Genomic DNA, 16,745 nt, shown 5'->3' on the forward strand with positions numbered 1-16,745 from the left:
TGGCGTTCACTTACATTTAGTGCACTCAAGGATTGAGTTTTACGCACGTTCAGATAAAGTTTGGAGAAATCCAAGATTTATCCCGTTCTTGTGCAAGCATTTTTGGAAAGAATAAAAGTTTTGGAGGGATGGATTTTTTGCCTGTTGAGAGGTTAACCCCAAGCAAGTAGAACGCTTGCGCTATCAAAACTGCTGAAGATGTATGGGAATAGAGATAGCAAGCACAATCATCAAGTTCAAAACTGCAAACCATCAAAAGATACATAGAAAATCAAGGATTGAAGGCATTCATCCCACTCGCTAAAACAAATGCGACGCATTTGCTAGAGTGGGGTTTCTGCTGAGGAGTTTTAAATTGTCCTCTAAGTGCATGGCATTGTTTTTGAGGTTTTTAAACTGCTTTTCTAAGCCTGCACGCTCTTGCTCTTTGGTGCGTATCTCGCCTAAGAGATCGCGTTGATAGGCTTGTGCGGTTTTGTTGGCTTGTTGAATTTGTGTCTTGATCATCTCAAAGCGCTGTTTATACTCTTCACGCACATTAAACACAAAATTGAACAAAAAATCTAAACTTTCTTCTTGCCAATCTTCAAAAGCTACCCTCTTAACTTGATCTAAAAGGGCTTTATAATCCTCAAAAGAGCGGATAATTTGTCTTTTTAAAGTGCCTTCATGGTTGGCGATTGTCTTTTGTATCCAAGTTAAGTTGTAGCATCTAATGTCTTTAGTTGGCATGCACAATGTGCCAGAAGAACCAGAAGGCTGGGCTAGGGACAGAAGTTTTTTTAAGTCATTGAGCGCGTCCTGCGCCTCTTCTTGCATATCTGGCTCTAAACCCAATAAGGCTTCAAGCCATCTTGAAAACCGCTCTAAAAGTCCTTTGCGTTTATTCTTAGTCTTTTGAATCACATCCACAATCTTGCTTTTGATCTTGTGGTATGTTTCTTCAATGGGAGCATTCTTTTTTAACAATTCTTTAATGTTGCAAGTGTGTCTTTAAGTGAGCTAAATTTGAGTTCATAAGCCTTAGCCTGAAAACTTCCTGGCAACATCTTAATTTTGTTATCCATGTCCTTTAGGGCTGCTTGGATTATGGCCTGGGTGTTTTGTCCTCGATAATTTGTGGGGGTGTGCGCTTGCAGAGTTTGCAAAGCGTCTATTAGGGGCAGGTGGTGTTCTGCTCACCAGTTTTGAATCGCTTGGACTTCCTCTAAAATGGCTTGAAAAATGCCCTCAATGTCGCTCTTATCGCGTTGGAGTGCGTTCGTTTTTTGGATAGACAACTCTTGTAAGGTTTGCATCACTCGCCCCAAAATCGCGCTACTGACCTCCCCAGGGTGTTCCATGTTGGTGTAGCGCGTGAAGTTTTCACGCAAATCTTATGTAACGACTTTTAGTGTTTCCTCTGCACCTAAATGAGAAAATTTAGCTGAACCCGCCCCATCGGCAAGGGCGATGATAGCCATCTCGCTGGGGTTGTAAGTTGTGGGCTCAGAAGGGTCAATCTTATCTTGGCATTCAATGGGCGGTCTTGCATCCTCACGCCCCCTGCCTTGCACGGCATGCCCGATGGTGTGCCATTTAAACATCCATCTCCGCCCATTCGCTCATATCCGGTAGAGTCACCTTTTCGCCCGGACGCGATTGTGAAACCCTAATCACACTTTGCGCCAGCTATTTAAAAAACTCTTTAAACTCCAAGCCTTTAAGTTTGACGGGGGGGCGTAGGGGGGGAGGTGAAAATTGCCTTAAAATGCTCGCATCCCCATCCTCAACAATGATGGGAAAGATGGTGAGTTTTTTACTCTTGGCCATGTCGCTAGTGCGCTTGCACGCGCTATTAATATCATCTGTAGGAGCGCCATCACTAATGATCACCAGCCATGGTTGGAAGTATTCCGTGCCGCTGTCTTTATACTCTTGTTTGCGCCTATCTAGGTGATCTAACCCTTCATTCACCGCCTCACCCATAGGAGTGACGCTACTGGCACTAAAACGAGGCGCAGATTCATCACGAATGCTTTGGAAGTCTTGCACCAAACTCACCCCATTGTCCCCAAAGGTTACAATGCATACATCGGCAGCTTGTCTAGCAACGGGGTGATCATTCACCTCTTTGTAAAATAACTCCACACCTTGGTTAAGCTCTTCAATGGGATTGCCCTCCATTGAACTGCTGGTGTCCAAGCAAAGGCATATGGGCACTCGCCTGGTGGGGTTGTCGGCCAACTCTTCGGTGTATTCTGTATCTGAATCACTCATTGTTGCTTCTTTGTTATGATGAATTTATAGATGTTGGTAGAATTTGTTGAGAGCGTCCAGCCATTTGGGCGGGGGGAGGCGTTTTTTGGGTTCGTAAAACGCCCCGTCCTTTTGGACACTCCCATAGAAATACCCTTGCAATTTGGGGCTCAAGCGCACCCAATGATCCCTAGCCCGTCCCTTGGGCACTAAGGACATATCTGCACCATTGAGAGGATAGGCAAATTCCCCCCGCTCCATCGCCTCTTTTCGCCCCAAACCTTTGTGGTTATAAGGATGCACGCCTAGAGTCAAGATCACAAATAACAAACAAGCAATGGCGTAGTATTCATCGCTCTTAGAGCGCATCACTTCGCTCATGTGTTTGCCAGCATGTTCGGGGACTAGGTAGGCGGGGTCGGCAACAGGACAAGGGTATTTGCCCACTTGGTAGCTATCACAATCGATAAAAAACATTTCGGCATCAGAGGTAAAGATAAGATTATTAGGATTGATGTCGCCAATCAAAATCCCCTTATCGTGCAAGAATTGCGCCGTTTTTAAAAAGCTCATGCACAAACGCACTAGGTCTTTCATATTCCAATTAGGAATGTATTGTTTCACATCTTTAGAGCCCCCTAAAATGTGCTGTAAGGTCTTGCCCTCTGCTTTGGGCATCAAATAACCCACACACTCGCCCTGCTGGTTTTTGAGTAGGCATGTGAGCATACACACACGTTGATTGGTTTTGACTTTAGTGAGTAAGGCGAGTTTTTAGGGGTGTAGTCGGGCACGCCCTTAGTTTGTGCGCGCGTGTTCTCATCTCCATAAATTTTAGCCAACATGGGCGTGTTAGTGGCATAGACTATTCCCTCGCCCCCTGCCCTAACGTAAAATTTCTCTAAGAGTGTCGTTATAAATTTTCCAAAACACGCCCTCTACAAGCGCGCTCCCATCAATTAAAAGGGTGTCATGCCTTTGAAGCAAGGCCAATAGGTCAGGCTTTTGTTTCATCAGCAACCAAACTCCTAAAACCCTACCTCTATCCGCCCCCGCCCCGGTGAATGGGTGAATGGGTGAATGGGTGAATGGGTGAATGGGTGAACTGCAACATAAAAAGGTTAACAAGTTCTTGAAACTTTTTGCAATGCCACCCAACATGGATGTATTTCGGGTAGTTGCTGGCTTGGGATGGTGCTGGCGAACTCTTTAAGACTAGATAGCTTGCTTGCTCAGGCCTAACAACCTAAAACCCCTTTCCCACATACACACATGCAGGTTGTTGGACTTATCAAGCAGCAGTATAAGGTTAAAATAACTCTTCGCTTGTTAAGTCCCACACCCGCCAGTTGTCAAAATATTCGCCCCGAAACTTGGTCTCAATGTCTAGCAAAGTCCACTTTTGGCTGTCGTGTTTGCCTGTAAGACACTCGTAGACGAAACAATGGCAATTGCGCTCGTGCTTTTCTGTGGGGACACCCATAGTGGGGTAGTCCAGAGTTTTGCCTACAAGACTTTTTGCCCTTTGTGCCGCTTGGGCAAAGCCCACGGCTTCATTGCCCCGACAAGAAACATAAATGCTCATTGCTTGCGTACCGCTGATAAACTCTTTAGGGGTGGAGAGCTTGACCTCGCCCGAGCCTAGCAATTCGACAATCCTCTGATCGCCTACATAAATCCCCGTGTGGGTAGTAGGCCCTATGAGACGACAGTATAAGATACTCCCAAGTTTGGGGGTAACCTTGTCTCTAAAAACATTATCAATGAAAGACTCGGCTAAGTTTAAGGCAGCGGGCAAACCAAAAATTAGGGGCAACATGGCAGTCCTCTCGCGGTTCAGCTAAGTTTATCTTCCACGATGTCAATGATCGTATTGGCCACTTTACGCGCGGTTTTGTCTAAAAACTCTACGGGAGTGGTGAAGCCCACACAAGAGCAGTTGATTTCGCCTAAGATGTACTTGTCCTTGCCATGTTCATCGGTATCCAAGATAAAGTCTGCCGTCCAAATCAGAGGCAGGTCGTAATTACCCAGCTTGCTTTGGATATGGGGGAGTTGCCTTAGGAAGTAGTGCACCAAATTATCCCATTGTTCAGGTTTATCGTAGCGGTATTTAGCTCCGCTAAAGAGAGTTGCACTGAAAGCGTCTGCACCTTCAGCAGGTTTTTTATGCACTACATAAATGGGGTGTTTGTAGAGCATTAAAATACGGATTTCACCCTCTTTAATGCGGGGTAAAAAGGTCATGTCTACTAGCATGCCATTATCCCCAACTAAGTATTTTTCACAAAAATCCATGAACTCTCCCAGTTTGCGGTGCTCTACATGATTGTCCACGGCTTCGGTGCATTTAATTTTAGCATCTAAGGGGACTTCGCTCGCCCCTGCAGGCAAAGGCTCCTCTAATTGTACGCGCCAAATGCCCTCACCCGTAGAGCCACGATTTTGCTTTAAAACTCGCTCGCCCTTAGCCAGAGTTTTGGGGAAGGTCTTTTTAAAGTCGTGCTTGTCTGCCCAAGTTACTCCAATGCGTTTAGCTTCAGCTGGGTCATAATAGGCGTAGGTGTCATCGGGTACCAACTCGGTATCGGCTAGCTTGGTGAGCGCATCTTTGGCTCCATAACCGATCATCGCATCTGGGTGGGGCATGCCAATCACGCCATGATCGCAGAGTTTGCGCAAAAGGTCGAAGTAGAGTTTCTCCTCTTTGAGATTGCCTGGATTGACACGGGACACATAGGCATCGGCATGCGCCTGCACATACTCATAAATACTCTCAGTTTTCTTGGCATCTTTTAAAATCTCATCGCTGAGTTGCACCACTTCGGCATGCCATCCAAGTTTCTTTAGGTAATCCATCATGGGCATGGTATCGCGCCTGTGTCCATCTCTGCCCTTGTCCGTCCCACCTACTGCCTCAAAAAATACCACATGCTTTTTCATCATGTCCTCCAAAAAAAAGATTGTTCGCGGTAACCCGCTGGTGTTATTGTAGCAGATAGATGGGGGAAACTTGAGTAAGGAGGATTTTTTGCTTAAAATCAGTCAAACAACTATGACGAGAACTTATTTACCTCTAAAACTTGTTCTAGCTATGGATGTGTCAAAGAGGATTTAAGCCTAAATGATAGGATATTGATTGTCCCTGCCAACATCTCACGCCAAACCCTCCTAAGCCCATGAAGACACCTCAGAACCCCCTCAAGTTTTAACTCGCGCACGATCAGCTAACTTTCTAGCTTTTCCTTTAAAAGTGCGTTGAGTGCGCTGGGGTCTGCGCCCTTCAAGCTTTTGAGCGTCTGCCCCACAAAAAAGCCCAAGAGTTTCACCTTACCCCCCTTGTATTCTGCCACCTTGTCAGGGTGCGCGCACAGCACAGCTTCAATGGCGCGCAGCAATTCCTCTTGATCTTGCACTTGGGCTAATCCCAGCTTTTCAATGAGGGCATCCACATCGCTAGGCTGGCTCGCGTTTTGAGTAAGCAGAGCGTCTAAAATCTCTTTACCTGCCTTGCCCGAGATTTTTTTGTCATCGATGCGTTGCACTAAAGCGCCCAAAGTTTGCGCGCTCACTTTGCAGTGTTCTAATTCCTGCCCCTCGAGGCGTCCTAGCAACTCCACGCACAGCCAAGACACACTTGCTTTTATGCTCGCCCCCATGTTAATCATCTCTTCAAAATACTCTGCAATGGCAACATCACTCACCAACATAGACGCATCCTCAGGCTTAACGCCCAATTCTATGTAGCGCGCTTTTTTGGCATCGGGTAGTTCGGGGATGTCCTGCTCTAAGAGGGCTTGGGGGATGTGCACGCGCCTCAAATCAGGATCAGGGAAATAGCGATAATCCGCTGAACCCTCTTTATCGCGCATAGACTGAGTGATTCCCTTGGTGGTGTCAAAAAGCCTAGTTTCTTGCACCACTTCGCTAGCATAAGTGCCCCGCTCAAAGGCCTCAATTTGGCGTTCCACTTCGTAATCGATGGCTTTTTGAATGAATCTAAAACTATTGAGATTCTTGATTTCCACACGGGTATAGAGCTTCTCCTCTCCCTTGGGGCGAATGGACACATTGGCATCGCAGCGAAAATTGCCCTCCTGCATGTTAGCATCAGAAATGCCCAAAAAGCGCACCAAAGCGTGTAACTTCTTTAGATAGCTAATGGCTTCCTGTGCGCTACGCAAATCTGGGCGACTTACAATTTCTAAAAGGGGTGTGCCTGCGCGATTCAAATCTACTTTGGAAAACTCCCCCTCATGGATATTTTTCCCCGCGTCTTCTTCCAAGTGGGCGCGCTCAATACCAATACGCTTAAATCCTCCTTCCGTTTCAATATCCAAATACCCTGCACTCACGATGGGAATCTCAAATTGAGAAATTTGGTAGGCCTTGGGCAAATCGGGGTAAAAGTAATTCTTGCGCGCAAATATGGAGTCTTGGTTGATCGTGGCATTAATCGCCATCCCAAAGGCAATGGCCTTTTTCAAAGCAGCCTCATTGAGCACGGGCAAAGCCCCGGGTAGGCCTAAACACACGGGGCAGGTGTTGCTATTGGGGGTGTCTTTAAAGCTGGTCGGACAGCTACAAAAAATCTTGCTCTGGGTGTTGAGCTGGGTGTGTACCTCTAGCCCGATAATGGTTTCAAACATGAAAATCCTTTAAAATTTAATGCCAAATATTCTTAGGACGATTGCTATCGCTGCGACTACCAGGGCCAGCCCTAGTAAGATGACTATTGCATGGGCAAAAAAGACCACCACCACAACAACAAGCGCAAGCGCAAATCCGATCGCAAGCGCGACTATCAAAAAGACTCCCGATTCGATCAATAGGTCAAAGACCACTGGAAACAAGCGCACAAGCCCGCCTAAAACTAGGAGTCCAAGCAAGCAGAGGATGAAAGTTCCCATCCAAAATCTCCACCAAATACCCTAGAATTGCTACTTACGCTCCACAGGCACCATTTTTTCCTTTTGAGCGGCTTTTTTAGCTTGGATTTTGGGGTCCATGGTCAAGACGCTAAAACTCAAATTTGCTACCTCTGGGTGAGATTTGATATACGCGTTGATCTCCTCTAATGTTAAATTCTTAATGCGTTCTAGCATTACCTTGTCGTAATCCAAAGGCAGACCCAAGTAAAAATTGTGAAATTTAGTTGTCAGGCGTTTGCCTAGGGTTTCATTGGCTAAAGGTTCAGAACCTAGTAAGAATTTTTTAGCCCCCTCTAACTCTTCTTGGGTGATGCCTTTTTGCACAAAGTCTTTCACCACTTGCTTGACTAACGCAATGCTTTTATCTTGGTTTTCTAGTTTAGTCTGCAGATAGCCCGTGGCACAATTAATGATACGCGAGAGTTGCACACGCATGTAAGCGCTGTAAGCCAAACCTTCTTTCACACGAATCATATCCATTAAGCGCGAGCCAAATCCGCTTGAACCCAGTACAAAGCTCATCACCTTAGCTAGAGGCAATTCTTTTTCCAAGTCCTGCATGTGAAAGGGCGAACCAAAATAAATATAAGCCTGCTGCGTGTCCTTATAAATGACTTTCTCTTGGGCTTGCTCCACTGTGTTAAAGTGTGGCGTGAAGAAGGGCTTGTTAGAGGGCAGAGTTTCTAGCAAGGGTTTGAGCTGTTCTAAGGTTTGCTGCACATCCATATCCCCCCCCATCACAATAATAAGTCGCTCGATGTCCAGAGCATCTTCTAAACGTTTTTTGACATCATCAAGTGAAATGCTCTGAATAGTCTTGGGAGTTCCCACAGCTGGATGGGCTAGGGGAGTGTTGGCAAATAGAATTTTATTGAGCTCCAGCTGTGCGATGTAATCAAAATTACTCATTTTCGTCAAAGCACTGGCAACCATGTGTTTTTGCACTTTCTCTAAAGCGCTGGGAGTGAGATTGGGTGAAAGGAGCAGGTCATGTAAATACCCAACGGCTTTTTGTTGATACTCCTTTAAGAACCCCAAATCGATGTGCAAAGACTCCAATCTAATATCTGTGTCCAGTGTGATAGCAAGTTGCTCCAACTGCTCGGCAAACTTAACGCTGCCTAACTCTTTTGTACCCTCATTAAGCATCTCTGCGCTCAGTTTGGATAATCCGTACTTATCTTTATCCATCAAATTCCCCCCACCGATGAACATGAGACGAATCGTGCCCATAGGTAGTAAATGATTTTCCTCATAGATTACGGGGATTTTAATCCCCTTAATTTCCAGGTATTGAATGCCCTCACCCACCTGATCGCGTTTAATGACCCTGTGAGCGCTCTGTTCCTGATTTTGTTTTGTCTGTTCCATCCATGCTCCTATTACAATTAACACCACCACTGCTACAACTAACAAGAGCGCATAGCGTGCGCCCTTAAACCTCGTGCCCATTAATACCTCTCCAAAATCTCATACGCAGTGTTGCGCTTGGCCGCCCTGCCTCCTAAATCGGCAACCAAGGCAATCATCTCTTCTTGATTCATGCAAAAACTCGTGCCCGCCGCTTTGACCACATTTTCCTCCATCATCACACTCCCCAAATCATTAGCTCCAAAGAGCAAAGCTAACTGCCCAATCATCGCCCCCTGTGTAACCCACGAACTTTGAATATTGGGGATATTATCTAAAAATAGACGACTGCAAGCCAACAGACGCAAATAGCGGTTTGCACTCGCTTTCTTAATATCAGGTCTTTCTTGTTGCAGGGGGGTGAAATTGGGCTGGAAGCTCCACAGAATAAAGGCTCTAAACCCCCCCGTTTCCTCTTGTAAATCACGCACCCTCTCCAAGTGCTCGACCACATCTTCATTGGTGTCCACGCTCCCAAACATCATGGTCGCTGTGCTCTTGATTCCGCACTTATGCGCCTGCCTATGTACTTCAATCCAACGATCTGCACTGAGTTTCTTAGGAGCGATCACCGCACGCACCCGATCGCTTAAAATTTCCGCGCCCGCTCCCGGGATTGAACTCAATCCTGCGGCTTTTAAGCGTTCTAAAACCTCTACAAGGGAAAGTCGAGAGATTTTAGCAATGTAGTCGATCTCCACTGCGGAAAAGCCATGAATGGTGATGGTGGGAAATTTTTGGGCGATGTGGGAGATTAAATCTTCATAGTAATCAATTTTGAGTTGGGGGTGCACTCCACCCTGAAATAAAATCTGTGTGCCTCCAATGGCTAGCAATTCCTCAATTTTGCGATCGATCGTTTCAAAATCCAAAAGGTAGGCATCTGCGTCTTTCATGGTGCGCTTGAAAGCACAAAATTTACAATCCACAAAGCAAATATTAGTGTAGTTGATATTGCGATCCACAATGAAGGTTGTGATGTCATCAGGGTGTAGCTCTTGCTTTTTACGCAAGGCCAAACGCCCCAGTTCTTTGAGGGGTTTGTGCTCCATCCATTCTAAAAGTGTCTGTCTGTCTAGTCGTGGCATGTTTGTCCTTCTAAAAACGCGTTCCCATAGAAAACTCAAAGCGTTGCGTAATGTCATGCATATTTGGGTTGAAAAAGAGCCCTTTCTTATCGCTCCAATCGTTGAAGAAGGCGATGGGGAAGATAAGCACCAAGGGACCCATGGGCGAAATCCACTCAATCTGAATTCCCGTAGAAGCGCGCCAAGTACCATGTTCATAACCCGATCCAATGATACCATAGTCTCTAAAGTTGACATCGCTCGCGTAAGTGTTGCGCCAAAAGCCCCCCGTTTTGCTATCTGTTTTAAAGGTCAAAAAGCCCCAGTCAAAAAACCATGCTACACGCATTTTAGCTGCTTTCAACAAACCATAACTCAGCTCCACTGCACCCGTATAGACCCCATCTCCTCCTACCCACATTCCCTCTGGGGTTTTAGGGGTGATAGAATTGCTTCTAAAGCCTCGAATTGTAGTAACACCCCCTAAATAGAAGACAGAGTTTAAGGGCAGATAATCCTGAGGGTTATAGCGGAAAATATAGCCCCCCTGCGTTTTAAAGCGCGCAATCAAGTCAATGAGAATGTATTTTTGTAGGTGGTGGTAGGCAGCAAATTTGCCATAAACCTTAGTGTTGCGCACATTACCACCCAAACCATTCCAAGAATTCAGCCCGCCCGCAGAGGGCAGACCAGCCATGGTAGTGTAGTTATAGAAGGTGAAGCCATTTTTAGGGAAATAGTAGTCATCGGTGTTATCAAAATTCGTGGTTAAGGTGAAAGAGCTGGTGGTAGGCGTGTGGTAATCGCGATTCCAAAGTCCATGGAGAGGGCGGCCATCAGGTCCGGGCGCAGGCTGGCCATTGGGGAAACGAATAATCGTGTCTTTGCTACTATAAAACATCTCATAGAGAGGGCTAGAAAAGCCAACGATTTTAGTGATGTTGTAGTTATAGCCCAAGTTCATGCTAAAGGTGTTGGTGAGCATACGCCCCACAGTGGCGCTAAATCCCCCGCCCTGTTGGATATAGTTGTAGTTAATGATATACTCTGCAAAAAGACTGAGCGAAGAGCTGTAGCGGCTATCAAAGATTCGAGGGTTGCGTAGGGTCAAGTTCCCCGAAAAGGAGCGCCCACTTCCTCTGATCCCGTAGTTACGATTCCCTCCCCCTGTGGCAACATTGGCATACAAGCTCATACTCTGGCCTGTCCCAAAGAGGTTTTTCTCACTCACACTCCCATTGAGCATCAATCCCCCATAGCTCCCATAACCCAAACCAAATTGCACTTGCCCCGTGCGCCCTTCCTCTACATTGACCAATAAATCCATCAATTCACTATTGACGCGCCGCTCTTCGATCTTGACCTTAGAGAAAAAGCCCAAACGGCGCAGAGCACTCTCTGAGTTAGCTACTTTAGTCAAACTATAGCGTTCTTTAGGGTTAAGATAGACCTCACGGCGGATCACCCGATCGCTGGTGCGTTGGTTACCCGAGATGATGATGTCGTTGATGTAGACCAAATCCCCGGTTTCAATGCGATAAATCACCTTGACCTTGCCATTTTCTTCGTCTTTATCCAAGTCAGGTTTGACCACGGCAAAGGCATAGCCCTTATCAGCTACTTGGCGTTTTAAAACCTGGGCATCCGTGCGCATGTTCTCGATATTGAACACCAACCCCTTTTTAACTTTAAGTCCCTTGAGGAGTTTGGGAATGGGAATAATGGGCTTGTCAATCTGAATTTCAATGCCAGAAACGCGGTATTGAATCCCCTCTTTGACTTTATAGTAAAGCTTGGCTTTGTGGGTTGCAAAGTTGGTATTCAAAAAAGGAGAGGACACATTCACATCCAAAAAGCCATGACGTAAATAGACATCTTGGATGCGCATGGAGTCGTATTCCAGCTCGTTAAGGTGTAACTTCCCAGAGTTCAAACCCCACATCCAGCCCATGAAATCGCGTTGTTTGTTGGCACTCAATGATTCTACCACCCTAGACTTGAGTTGCTCTCGACCCTCGTAAGTGGATCTAGTGATGTAGATGTGATTGCCCCGATTGACATGGAACACAATGCGATAAGCCCCCCCATTGGCCAAACTCTCCGTGCGTGTTTCCACCACACTTCCATAGAAACCTTGTTGTTCTAACGCAGCCTTGAGAATGTACTTGGCGTTTTCAAGTTTATTTTCATCATAAGTATCCCCCTTTTTAATTCCCATTTGGGCATAGAGATTTTCTTTCTCTTTCTCCGTGCCATATCCCTTGATTTCCACCCCAGCAATGCGAGGCTTTTCTTTGAAGTGAAACACTAATTTACCATCTTTGAAAGTGGCATAGACATCTTCAAAATAACCCTGGTTATAGAGGTCTAAAATTGCCTCATCGACTCTCTCTAAGTCCAGCGAATCGTTTTTCTTGAGCTTGACAATCTCGCCTGCAAGCATATCAGACATATAGGAGAGGTCCTTATACTCTATGCTTGTAATCCTAGCCTCTTGGGCGTTTACAGGCAAGAATAATTGCCCCGCACATACCAAAATGATCGTGAGAAACTTTTTAATGGAACACCTCTAAACTTGCATGACTATGAGCTTGGATTATAGCGCACCCGAGCCTTAAGTGTCATAAAAAAATAAACCAAAGTAAATGGAAATTTAACAGCCTACCACACCCTCAAAGTGTTATAAAGGCTGTCTCGTTCTACGGGTTGGAATTTGGCATCCTTGATCTGGGCGATCAAATCTTCTTTAGCCAGCCCGCTCGCGCTCTTAGCCCCTGCGGCAGATTGAATCTTCTCTACACCAATAGTGCCATCCAAATCATCTGCCCCAAATTCTTGGGCCACTAAGGCTAAGTTGAGCCCTAAAGTTGCCCAGTAAGCCTTAATGTGAGGGATATTTTGCAAGACGATGCGCGCGATGGCGATGGTTTTGAGAATCTCCACTGCGCTAGGACTACGCGGAATTTTTAAGAAATTGTTATCGCGTTGGTAGAGAAGGGGAATAAAGGCGTTAAACCCCCCTTTTTTCTCCACAGCATGGGGACTTTGAGCAGCTTTAAGGCGGAGCATGTGATCTAGGCGATCTTCCTTACTCTCAATATGCCCAAAGAGCATGGTCGCGTTGCTCATTCTACCTAGAGAGTGCCAATATTGATGGATTTCTAGCCAACGCTTTGAGCTCACCTTACCCCCACAAATGCGCTTGCGCACCCCCTCATCAAAGATTTCCGCTCCACCTCCGGGCATAGAATCCACTCCCGCTTCCAGCATATCCTCCAGAACTTTTTGGTAGGGATGCTGGAATTTGGTGCTTAAAAAATGTACCTCAGCGGCCGTCATCGCCTTTAAATGCAAATCGGGCATACGTGCCTTGATGAGTCTAAACAGCTCCAAATACCATTCATAAGTGTAATTTGGGTTATGCGCGCTTACCACATGCACCTCTTTAACCCCCGCTTGGTAAGCCGCCTCAATCTGCTCCAAAATTTCTGCATGCCCCATTTCATAAGGATTAGGGTTTTTACGACTCGCCGAAAAGGCACAGAATTTACAACTGTCCGCACAGATATTACTCGGGTTGAGGTGGCGATTGGTGTTGAAAAAAACCTGATTTTGGTGAAAGCGTGTGCGGATAGCATGGGCTGCCTCACCTAAAGTGTAGAGATCGTAATCATAAAGTTTGACTAGACTAATCGCGTCTAAATCCTGCGAATCGATTGCCTGTGTGAGTAAATCCATTTAGCCTCCGGTTTGGTAAAATGCGCGTTCAGAAATTTGATAGGTCCCACTCCAAAGATTCTTTTCGGGCTTGTTAGCCACTGCCTGCCTCAGCGCACTCTGCATGCGCGCGCGCTCAGTACTCAAAATTGCCTCCTTAGCATTCACGCTATCTTGGTAATATAAACAAGGAAACAAAATCCCATCTGCGCTCACGCGCACGCGGTTACAACTCTTGCAAAAATCCTCCTTATGAGGGGCGATAATCCCAAATTGGTAACCGTTTTCTAGGGTGTAAATTTGTGCAGGTCCTAGCTCTTTTTGGGGTACACCCACGATTTGGTATTTGGCCATAATAGCCTCTAAAATCTGCGCCTGAGAAACGCCCTGTAAGGAAGCACTCGCATGGGTATTTTCCATAAATTCAATGTAGCGAATCTGAGCATTCTTCTCTTGGGCAAATTCCAAGAGGTCTAAAATCTCATCTGCATTCACTCCCCTGAGCACCACCATGTTAAATTTGAGCTTTAACCCCACTTGCAAGGCTGCTTCAATACCTCTCAATACGGCCCCCAACGCGTCTTTTTTAGAAATTTGCACCACTCGCTTGGGTTTGAGTGAATCCAAAGAGATATTCACACGGCTCAAACCCGCCTGCTTGAGGGATTGGGCATACTTCTCTAGTAAAAACGCGTTAGTGGTAAGCACCAGTAAAACTTTGGGGTTATAGGCATGCAATTGTGCGATAAAGGGCACTAGGTCTTTGCGCAATAATGGCTCGCCTCCAGTGAGGCGGATTTTTTCAATCCCCTCATCTATGGCGACCTTTAAAAACTCTAACATGTGTTCTAAGGGGATCACATCCTCATGAGGGGTGAAATCTAGGGGAGTGGTGGGCATGCAATAGGCACATCTAAAATTGCATTGTTTGGTGAGTGAGACACGCAAATAGGTAATCTGTCGCCCAAAGTCATCCACTAGCATCGTGATCCTCTCTTGAAAATTTTTCTATAACATAGCAAAACTGGGCTGAATTGAAGCGCCGGGTAAGGTATCGTGCAAAGAACGCACAAAAGCTTGAAACGCCCTCTATCACGCCGAGGTTACCCAAAGCGACACTTTAGCCTTGGGGTTAGGGAAGTGCAGGACAAGAAAAAGGCAAGTCAGAATACAAACCCCCAAACCCATCTTGGGAGTGCTCGACTAGCTGTTCTGACATCCCACATCATGCTGGTGTCTTTGGGATTGAGCGCCATGCTCCAAACGCCTATGCAAAACGCCCAATCTAAAGATTGGAAGATGTGGAGCTGAAGGGATAGACGCGGGTCTTGGGAACATACTCGGGCGGGGGGACTTTAGCACAGTGTTCGTGAACGGTTTCATGGGGATGGTGCTGGAGAAAGAGCTCTTTCATGTTTTTATAGGCACGCATATCACATTCCCAGTAAAGAGTTGTAAATTCGGGTCTATCGTGGATATGAATGGCAGTGATAGGGATTTTATGAGCATGCTGTAAGAGAAGATTACGCCAGGCTTGTTGTTGTTTGGAGAGAGCATAAGCCTGCATGCCTTTTGTGTTAATGGCTTCTATCATGCTCAGGTGGTCGCAATAAATTGTGATCTGGAGGGGCTGATACTGGACGACGGCCTTAAGCCCCTCGCTGATGGGGTAGAATTCTAAGCTTGTACAATGTCCTTGTTTGGCCCCACCATTTTCCACCAGGACATTCTCTTGACTATCCAAGGCACAGAAAGCCCAACCACAAATTCCCAAGCGTGTTTGACATTTTTTGCATGGCCCAGTGGTTTTAGCTGACCCGGTCGTAATGAGAGTGATATTTTTCATGACTATCCTTTGCGTTGAGGATAAGAGGGCCAATGTCCATGATTTGTCCTCTCTGTATTGGCATTGTAGCATGTTAGGTCTGAGAGATAGCATGGAAATGTTGAAAGCAGGGTTAGAAAAGCCATATGAATTCTATAAAAATCCAGCTAGTCCTCTATCAAAAAATCAACTCCAAAGCTATTGGAAAAAATAAAAACGATGACACAGAATGCTTATTAGTTTAGGTAGGCTACTTGATAACGAACAGGACAAGTCATAATTATTCTTGATTTTTGTTTTCTTAAGCATAGTAACAACCAAATCCTAAGACCTGCCTCACAATTTGTTTTGATCGAGGGCTCACACCGATCCTAACAATCAACTGGTTCTAAAAAAATATCTTCAGGGTTAAAACTCTTCTGAGGTTCACGAAAGGTTGGCGGTACTCTTCAGGGTAGTGCATGTTATACTCAGCGTATTTGCTACGCAAAACACGGCACGGGCTTATTGTTATAATTTGCTACTCAATCGCCGTAGGGACTTTAAAGACTCTCTTGTACAACGACGCTTGGGGCACCCTAGAAAGATGTCCTAGAATTTACCACTTATGCCCTAAAGCCCCTAGCTTTAAAACTCCTCAGCAGAAACCCCACTCTAGCAAATGCGTCGCATTTGTTTTAGCGAGTGGGATGAATGCCTTCAATCCTTGATTTTCTATGTATCTTTTGATGGTTTGCAGTTTTGAACTTGATGATTGTGCTTGCTATCTCTATTCCCATACATCTTCAGCAGTTTTGATAGCGCAAGCGTTCTGCTTGCTTGGGGTTAGTCTCTCAACAGGCAAAAAATCCATCCCTCCAAAACTTCTGTTCTTTCCAAAAATGCCTGCACAAGAACGGGATAAATCTTGGATTTCTCCAAACTTTATCTGAACGTGCGTAAAACTCAATCCTTTAGGGCACTAAATGTAAGTGCACGCCAAGAAAAGCTACCCTTGCAATAGGTAAGTGAGATTAGTGAAAGCCTGAATACTAAGAGTTGGATGCGCTCATTCTAACCGCCAAGATTAAGCGTAATTCGAGTTAGTGCCCGTTAGGACTTATTAGGTGAGGGGCGGTTCACTTACTGCCTGCACAAGAGTATTTTGTGCGTCTTCTACAAGCTGTTTCTCTCGCGCATGATGATGTGCTACCCATCAGCGGGTTTGTAGGTCTCTTGGGTTAGAAACTAGCCTTGCAGACTATACATAGCAAAGTCTTTCTCAGTTCAGAAACGCTAGTTTGAAGTTAGTTAGGAAGCTTCTCTCTTCAGGGAGTGGCGGTTCACAAGTAGTCATCCCCTTGATCTGATGAAACTGATAGACACTCTAGGGAGATATTCAATCATGAGGTGTAGATGGTCTTTGTTGGTTTGCCTTGCTATGATGATAAAATCTGAACTTTCCTCTATCTCCTCAAGCACAGACTTTATAAAAATAGCCACATCGCCTACGAGCAACTTTTTTCTGTATTGACACACTAAAATCAAATGGGCTTTTAGATTGTAGTTGCTCTTGTT

The 16,745-nt window shown here is 45.6% G+C and carries 16 protein-coding genes and 1 pseudogene; all 17 read right to left on the reverse strand.

Translation table 11 applies throughout. The features are described 5' to 3' along the window. Window positions 1–300: 300 nt before the first annotated feature. On the reverse strand, window positions 301–969 hold the full coding sequence (locus tag C6H04_RS08185) for a hypothetical protein (RefSeq protein WP_233711880.1): 669 nt from the start codon (window positions 967–969) through the stop codon (window positions 301–303). A gap of 209 nt (window positions 970–1,178) precedes the next feature. Further along, window positions 1,179–1,373, reverse strand: coding sequence for a hypothetical protein (locus C6H04_RS08190; protein ID WP_233711881.1), 195 nt, complete (start codon window positions 1,371–1,373; stop codon window positions 1,179–1,181). A gap of 3 nt (window positions 1,374–1,376) precedes the next feature. Continuing rightward, window positions 1,377–1,586 (reverse strand): protein phosphatase 2C domain-containing protein, encoded by a 210-nt coding sequence (locus C6H04_RS08195; RefSeq protein ID WP_233711882.1) that lies wholly within the window; start codon window positions 1,584–1,586, stop codon window positions 1,377–1,379. An 85-nt stretch (window positions 1,587–1,671) separates the two neighbouring features. After that, entirely contained in the window at window positions 1,672–2,259 is a 588-nt protein-coding gene (locus C6H04_RS06740) for a vWA domain-containing protein (protein ID WP_233711883.1), read from the reverse strand. Between the two features lie 24 nt (window positions 2,260–2,283). Beyond that, a complete protein-coding gene (locus tag C6H04_RS06745) occupies window positions 2,284–2,967 on the reverse strand; it encodes a hypothetical protein (RefSeq protein WP_233711884.1) in 684 nt (227 codons plus the stop codon). Window positions 2,968–3,123: 156 nt separating this feature from the next. Continuing rightward, complete coding sequence (locus C6H04_RS08285) at window positions 3,124–3,252, reverse strand: hypothetical protein (RefSeq protein ID WP_267892272.1); 129 nt, start codon at window positions 3,250–3,252, stop codon at window positions 3,124–3,126. A 295-nt stretch (window positions 3,253–3,547) separates the two neighbouring features. Further along, a complete protein-coding gene (locus C6H04_RS06750) occupies window positions 3,548–4,057 on the reverse strand; it encodes a C40 family peptidase (protein WP_104732710.1) in 510 nt (169 codons plus the stop codon). 17 nt (window positions 4,058–4,074) lie between these two features. Then, entirely contained in the window at window positions 4,075–5,181 is a 1,107-nt protein-coding gene (locus C6H04_RS06755; protein ID WP_104696339.1) for a Cj0069 family protein, read from the reverse strand. 284 nt (window positions 5,182–5,465) lie between these two features. Further along, complete coding sequence (gene gatB, locus C6H04_RS06760) at window positions 5,466–6,887, reverse strand: Asp-tRNA(Asn)/Glu-tRNA(Gln) amidotransferase subunit GatB (RefSeq protein WP_199766093.1); 1,422 nt, start codon at window positions 6,885–6,887, stop codon at window positions 5,466–5,468. A 9-nt stretch (window positions 6,888–6,896) separates the two neighbouring features. Then, on the reverse strand, window positions 6,897–7,148 hold the full coding sequence (locus C6H04_RS06765; RefSeq protein WP_104732712.1) for a hypothetical protein: 252 nt from the start codon (window positions 7,146–7,148) through the stop codon (window positions 6,897–6,899). A 30-nt stretch (window positions 7,149–7,178) separates the two neighbouring features. Next, on the reverse strand, window positions 7,179–8,402 hold the full coding sequence (locus C6H04_RS06770) for a M16 family metallopeptidase (protein WP_104732717.1): 1,224 nt from the start codon (window positions 8,400–8,402) through the stop codon (window positions 7,179–7,181). 218 nt (window positions 8,403–8,620) lie between these two features. Continuing rightward, window positions 8,621–9,706 carry a dehypoxanthine futalosine cyclase gene (locus tag C6H04_RS06775; protein WP_199767097.1) on the reverse strand — a complete coding sequence of 362 codons (1,086 nt, stop codon included), beginning with the start codon at window positions 9,704–9,706 and terminating at the stop codon, window positions 8,621–8,623. Beyond that, window positions 9,678–12,098: an outer membrane protein assembly factor BamA gene (gene bamA / locus C6H04_RS06780; protein WP_233709758.1), complete on the reverse strand. Its 2,421-nt coding sequence runs from the start codon at window positions 12,096–12,098 to the stop codon at window positions 9,678–9,680. The genes C6H04_RS06775 and bamA overlap by 29 nt, the downstream gene beginning before the upstream one ends. A gap of 209 nt (window positions 12,099–12,307) precedes the next feature. Further along, window positions 12,308–13,384 carry an aminofutalosine synthase MqnE gene (mqnE, locus tag C6H04_RS06785; RefSeq protein ID WP_104732714.1) on the reverse strand — a complete coding sequence of 359 codons (1,077 nt, stop codon included), beginning with the start codon at window positions 13,382–13,384 and terminating at the stop codon, window positions 12,308–12,310. Next, a complete protein-coding gene (moaA, locus tag C6H04_RS06790) occupies window positions 13,385–14,347 on the reverse strand; it encodes a GTP 3',8-cyclase MoaA (RefSeq protein WP_104732715.1) in 963 nt (320 codons plus the stop codon). 301 nt (window positions 14,348–14,648) lie between these two features. Continuing rightward, window positions 14,649–15,209 (reverse strand): ribonuclease H family protein, encoded by a 561-nt coding sequence (locus tag C6H04_RS06795; protein ID WP_104732716.1) that lies wholly within the window; start codon window positions 15,207–15,209, stop codon window positions 14,649–14,651. Between the two features lie 1,317 nt (window positions 15,210–16,526). Beyond that, window positions 16,527–16,745 (reverse strand): annotated as a pseudogene (gene tnpA / locus C6H04_RS06805) (IS200/IS605 family transposase); the annotation flags it as partial.

The sequence above is a fragment of the Helicobacter salomonis genome, from assembly GCF_900197775.1.
In the GTDB taxonomy this organism is placed as follows: domain Bacteria; phylum Campylobacterota; class Campylobacteria; order Campylobacterales; family Helicobacteraceae; genus Helicobacter; species Helicobacter salomonis.